The organism is Priestia sp. P5_B4, assembly GCF_056400385.1.
This window is the reverse complement of sequence record NZ_JBFULJ010000384.1, coordinates 1-3,554: the sequence shown is the minus strand read 5'-3', so window position 1 is coordinate 3,554 and position 3,554 is coordinate 1. Positions and strand designations below refer to the sequence as shown.

Annotated in this window: 4 protein-coding genes; 1 reads left to right on the top strand and 3 read right to left on the bottom strand. The window is 34.0% G+C overall.

The annotated features are described in order from the left end of the window. The coding region (locus AC1DRF_RS19800) for an NIP7 pre-PUA domain-containing protein (protein ID WP_477741478.1) at positions 1-181 on the top strand (181 nt) is incomplete at its 5' end. 97 nt (positions 182-278) lie between these two features. Here the strand turns inward: AC1DRF_RS19800 and AC1DRF_RS19795 are convergent. The 3 genes from AC1DRF_RS19795 to AC1DRF_RS19785 all read right to left on the bottom strand — a co-directional run bounded on the left by AC1DRF_RS19795 (position 279) and on the right by AC1DRF_RS19785 (position 2,288). Continuing rightward, entirely contained in the window at positions 279-554 is a 276-nt protein-coding gene (locus AC1DRF_RS19795; RefSeq protein WP_195696761.1) for a hypothetical protein, read from the bottom strand. A 56-nt stretch (positions 555-610) separates the two neighbouring features. Then, positions 611-1,243, bottom strand: a complete 633-nt coding sequence (locus tag AC1DRF_RS19790) for a DUF3967 domain-containing protein (RefSeq protein ID WP_427091799.1) — start codon at positions 1,241-1,243, stop codon at positions 611-613. A gap of 193 nt (positions 1,244-1,436) precedes the next feature. Then, positions 1,437-2,288 carry a helix-turn-helix domain-containing protein gene (locus AC1DRF_RS19785; RefSeq protein ID WP_471876929.1) on the bottom strand — a complete coding sequence of 284 codons (852 nt, stop codon included), beginning with the start codon at positions 2,286-2,288 and terminating at the stop codon, positions 1,437-1,439. Between the last annotated feature and the right edge of the window lie 1,266 nt (positions 2,289-3,554).

The following is a 3,554-nucleotide window of genomic DNA, read 5'->3' as shown; positions in this document are numbered from 1 at the left end:
GATTCAAGTCGGCGCGATCTTCGAGAAATACTTTGAGATTCWAAGTGAAGAAGAAGCAGAAAAGATTGCGAAGGCATTGCAATCTTATGTAGGAAAAAACAAAGATAAGATTTTGCATCATGATTTGGTTGTAAAAGAAAAAAAGAAAGCAGCAACTGAAGTAGCTACTGCCAAAGAGTAATTTACAATGTAAGTTTATAGAGTTTCAAATTGGCTATTTTAGCTTGAATAAACTACTCAAACTAAAATAGCCAATTTGAAACCTTGTAGTTCTTATACTATTCAATATCAATTTCTCGTTCTTTATTTGGAAATTCAACTAGATTGTCTGTCGTTTTTTTCTTTTTTGGCTTTTGAGTTTTCGGTTTTTTGACTACAACTCCCTCAATCTCATCCCCATTACTATCGACTAACGTCACTAACTCTCCGTCAGCATTACGGAAATTGATATATAAATTTGCTTTTGAAAGACTTACCTCATACTCTTCCATCAAACCTTGTAATGTACTGGCAATAAGTTCAGGTGTAACTGGCTCTTCAAATTTAATTCTCATTTCCCATCACCCCATTTTTTGTTGTAGCTGACATTTATATAAATTAGTCTTGTATGTTATCTCCAAAACTCCCACCATTTCTTTTTGCTTTCGTCCTGGGAAGCAGCCAACATTTTTTTTGTTTCCCTGATGTCCCGCATAACTTGAATAAGGATTTCGTCTCTTTTTTCAGTTCCTGCATCGTCATCCATTCTTTCAAGCAATGTTTTTTTTAACTCATAAACTTCTTGAGTTTGATTATCTTTAATAGTCTGTATCTCATTTTTAAATGTTTGTTCTTGCTCCTGAAGAAGTCTTACAAAACGCTGCTCTTGCTCTTTTAAAAGTGCATTCATTAGCGTCATAGCGTCATGACTACTAGAATCCCTTTCAGGTATGATGTCATGACCGTCAATGCCGTTTTCAGGCATGATATCATGACCCATTGGCTCTAGTCGCTTCTTGTTGGCCATGCCTATCTTCCTTGCTACAGACTCAATAGTCATACCGTCATAACTGATTAGCTCTAAAAACATCTCCAAAGCTTTTATGTCATCCTCTGTAAAAAGGCGATGACCTAAATTGTTTCTTTGAAAAGAATACCCTTCTTTTTCAAGACTAAAAATGTACTTTTTGAAGACAGAATCCTTGAGATCTAACCTCTTTAAAACTTCACCAGTTTTATAAACAAAGTTATTCGTTTCAGACATAACGTCATGCCCCCTCTCTAATTCATTCGTCATGACATTATATTAGCCCTTCAATTAAAGAGCTTGCAAACGAATATATTTAAAACTTGCTGTGATAAACGACGGCCATCTCACTTTGAGATTATATCAATTTTCAAGAAGTCTAGTCTTAGATTACTGTTATAAAGGGACTCTTTGTTTAAGAGGCCATACCTTATACCCTCGAATGTAGATGTTGGTTTTTAAGGTGTTTAGTTCGTTCAATAAAACTATCTACAAAGCTGGCCATTGCTTTTGTGTCGTCACGTTCTGAAAGTTGGTTATAAGCAATAGTGTAGGCTAATTTGTGCAATTCTTCAGTAGAAAGGTTACGTCCCTGTTTTATGTAATCTACAAGTTTATCAAAAGCAATATGAGCGATTTCTTGCATAATAGATTTATCAACTGATACACCAAAGTTCTTCATTGCAAGCCAAATACGTCCGTATAGAGACTTGGTTTGATTACCAAAGAAAGCTTGATATTGTTGAAGTCTTTTAGGAACCATTTTTATATAAGCTTTACGTTTAGATGTTTCTTTTCTCATATTTAGATGTTTAATATTATGTATTTGTTTTAAAAAGATTTTGTTTTCTTGGTGTTGCATTTTGAAGTTTTCTTGTGTTGCACTTTCTTCAATTTGATTAGTTTCTTTTACAGATTCTTCTGTTTGGATTGGTTGAATAATAACGGCATTACTTGTTTGTTTCATGTCACTACTGCGTTTCATTTCTAATTGTTTAATAATACCTAGATTCTCTAAGTGGTTACACACCCGTATAATAGTAGCACGACTTTTACCGACCAATTTACCAATATTTCTTTTCGTTAAGAAAGAAACTCCTAGGTGCTTTGCTGAATAGCCATGTAAGACTTTTAATACAGCAATATGGGTTTTATTCAATTGATCCTTAAAACGTTCTATATAGGACCGTACAGTTTCATTTAGGGTATCAATAGATTCGAAGCTTGATAAATTTTTATATGTTTCTACACTTGCAATAATCTCAATTTTTTCTTTTGCCATGTTCATTCGCTCTCCTTTTATGGAAAACGAAAAAAGACGTGATACCGTTTTACAGGTAAACACGTCTTTTAAAATGATAAAAGAGTATAGAACTTCCCCTTGTTTTTCATGTAATTCTATCGTAAAATGAACATAGAATTACACTAAAGAAAAGGTGAAGCAGGTGTTTACCGTAGGGTGTTTACGGTGGACGGTTGAAGAAGGATCCGACCCCTTCGACAACACGCTTTGCCTTTTTCGATTTTCCGATCATGTAATTGATTTAATCATAGCAAACTCTACCAAGTTTAACAATGAAATTTTTAGATAATTTAAGTATATAGAAATTTTTTTTAAAAAAGCTGTATCTTGTGATACAGCTTTTTAAATTTTCTTGTTAACAAAATAAAAAGCAACCTCGGCAGTGGACGCGAGGTTGCTCAAAAATAGGGTTACGTTGAAATTTGTAAAAAATAGTCTGACTTTTAATATATCATATTTGTATACAAAATCAACTATTTGAACGGTTTCGCAGATGTATAAAAGGTGCGCTTTTTATGCATCATCTCTTTAACTACCTGTAAGGAGAACTCCGTCATATCAAGGATGTATAAAAAGCTGCATAAAGCAGAAATCGTAACCTCATCGGAATCCTTGCCTACCAAGGGTTCTTTTTTGTGGTGTGTTCCGGAAAGAGACATTATGTTAACTAAAGATGTATACCATATACAGCTTAAAAAACAGAAAAAACTACCTTATGGGGAGGGATAGTTTTTTCTGTTTCGAGATGTACGCTCTCATTTTAAGGATAGATGCCTCACGGCGTCTTGGGTAGTTTGCTCAAAAGGTAAAACTTTATTCTCAATAAGCAAGTTATCTAAAGAGCCATTAAATCATATAGTGTAGTTAAACTAATTTTGGTCCCACACTTAAGATCTTTTTGCCCTTCTTTTTTCACCTTCCTAATTTGTAAAGTTAAAGAGTATTGTGGTAACAGAGAAAAACTACCTTGAAGTCGGGAAGGTAGTTTTTTTGTTATGTACTAAACCTGTTATTTTGGCGGTGGTAATAACAGGTTCAGGAGGTTAGGCGTCTCTTCCTTGTACAAGGATACTTCATTCTATGTAAAATTTTTTAAAAGGCTTGTACGATTGTCTATATATTAATGATTAATTTGAGCTTGTATATTTTAGGCGAGCATTTTTATTACTTGTACATATTATAAAAATATAACGTGCAGGGTGGTGAAGATATGGGCTTTTTCGGTGGTTACGGAGGTGGCTGCGG

Bases quoted from the DNA above. Each gene is read 5' to 3' on its own strand.
- AC1DRF_RS19790 (WP_427091799.1), bottom strand. From the start codon at position 1,243: ATGTCTGAAACGAATAACTTTGTTTATAAAACTGGTGAAGTTTTAAAG.
- AC1DRF_RS19795 (WP_195696761.1), bottom strand. From the start codon at position 554: ATGAGAATTAAATTTGAAGAGCCAGTTACACCTGAACTTATTGCCAGT.
- AC1DRF_RS19785 (WP_471876929.1), bottom strand. From the start codon at position 2,288: ATGGCAAAAGAAAAAATTGAGATTATTGCAAGTGTAGAAACATATAAA.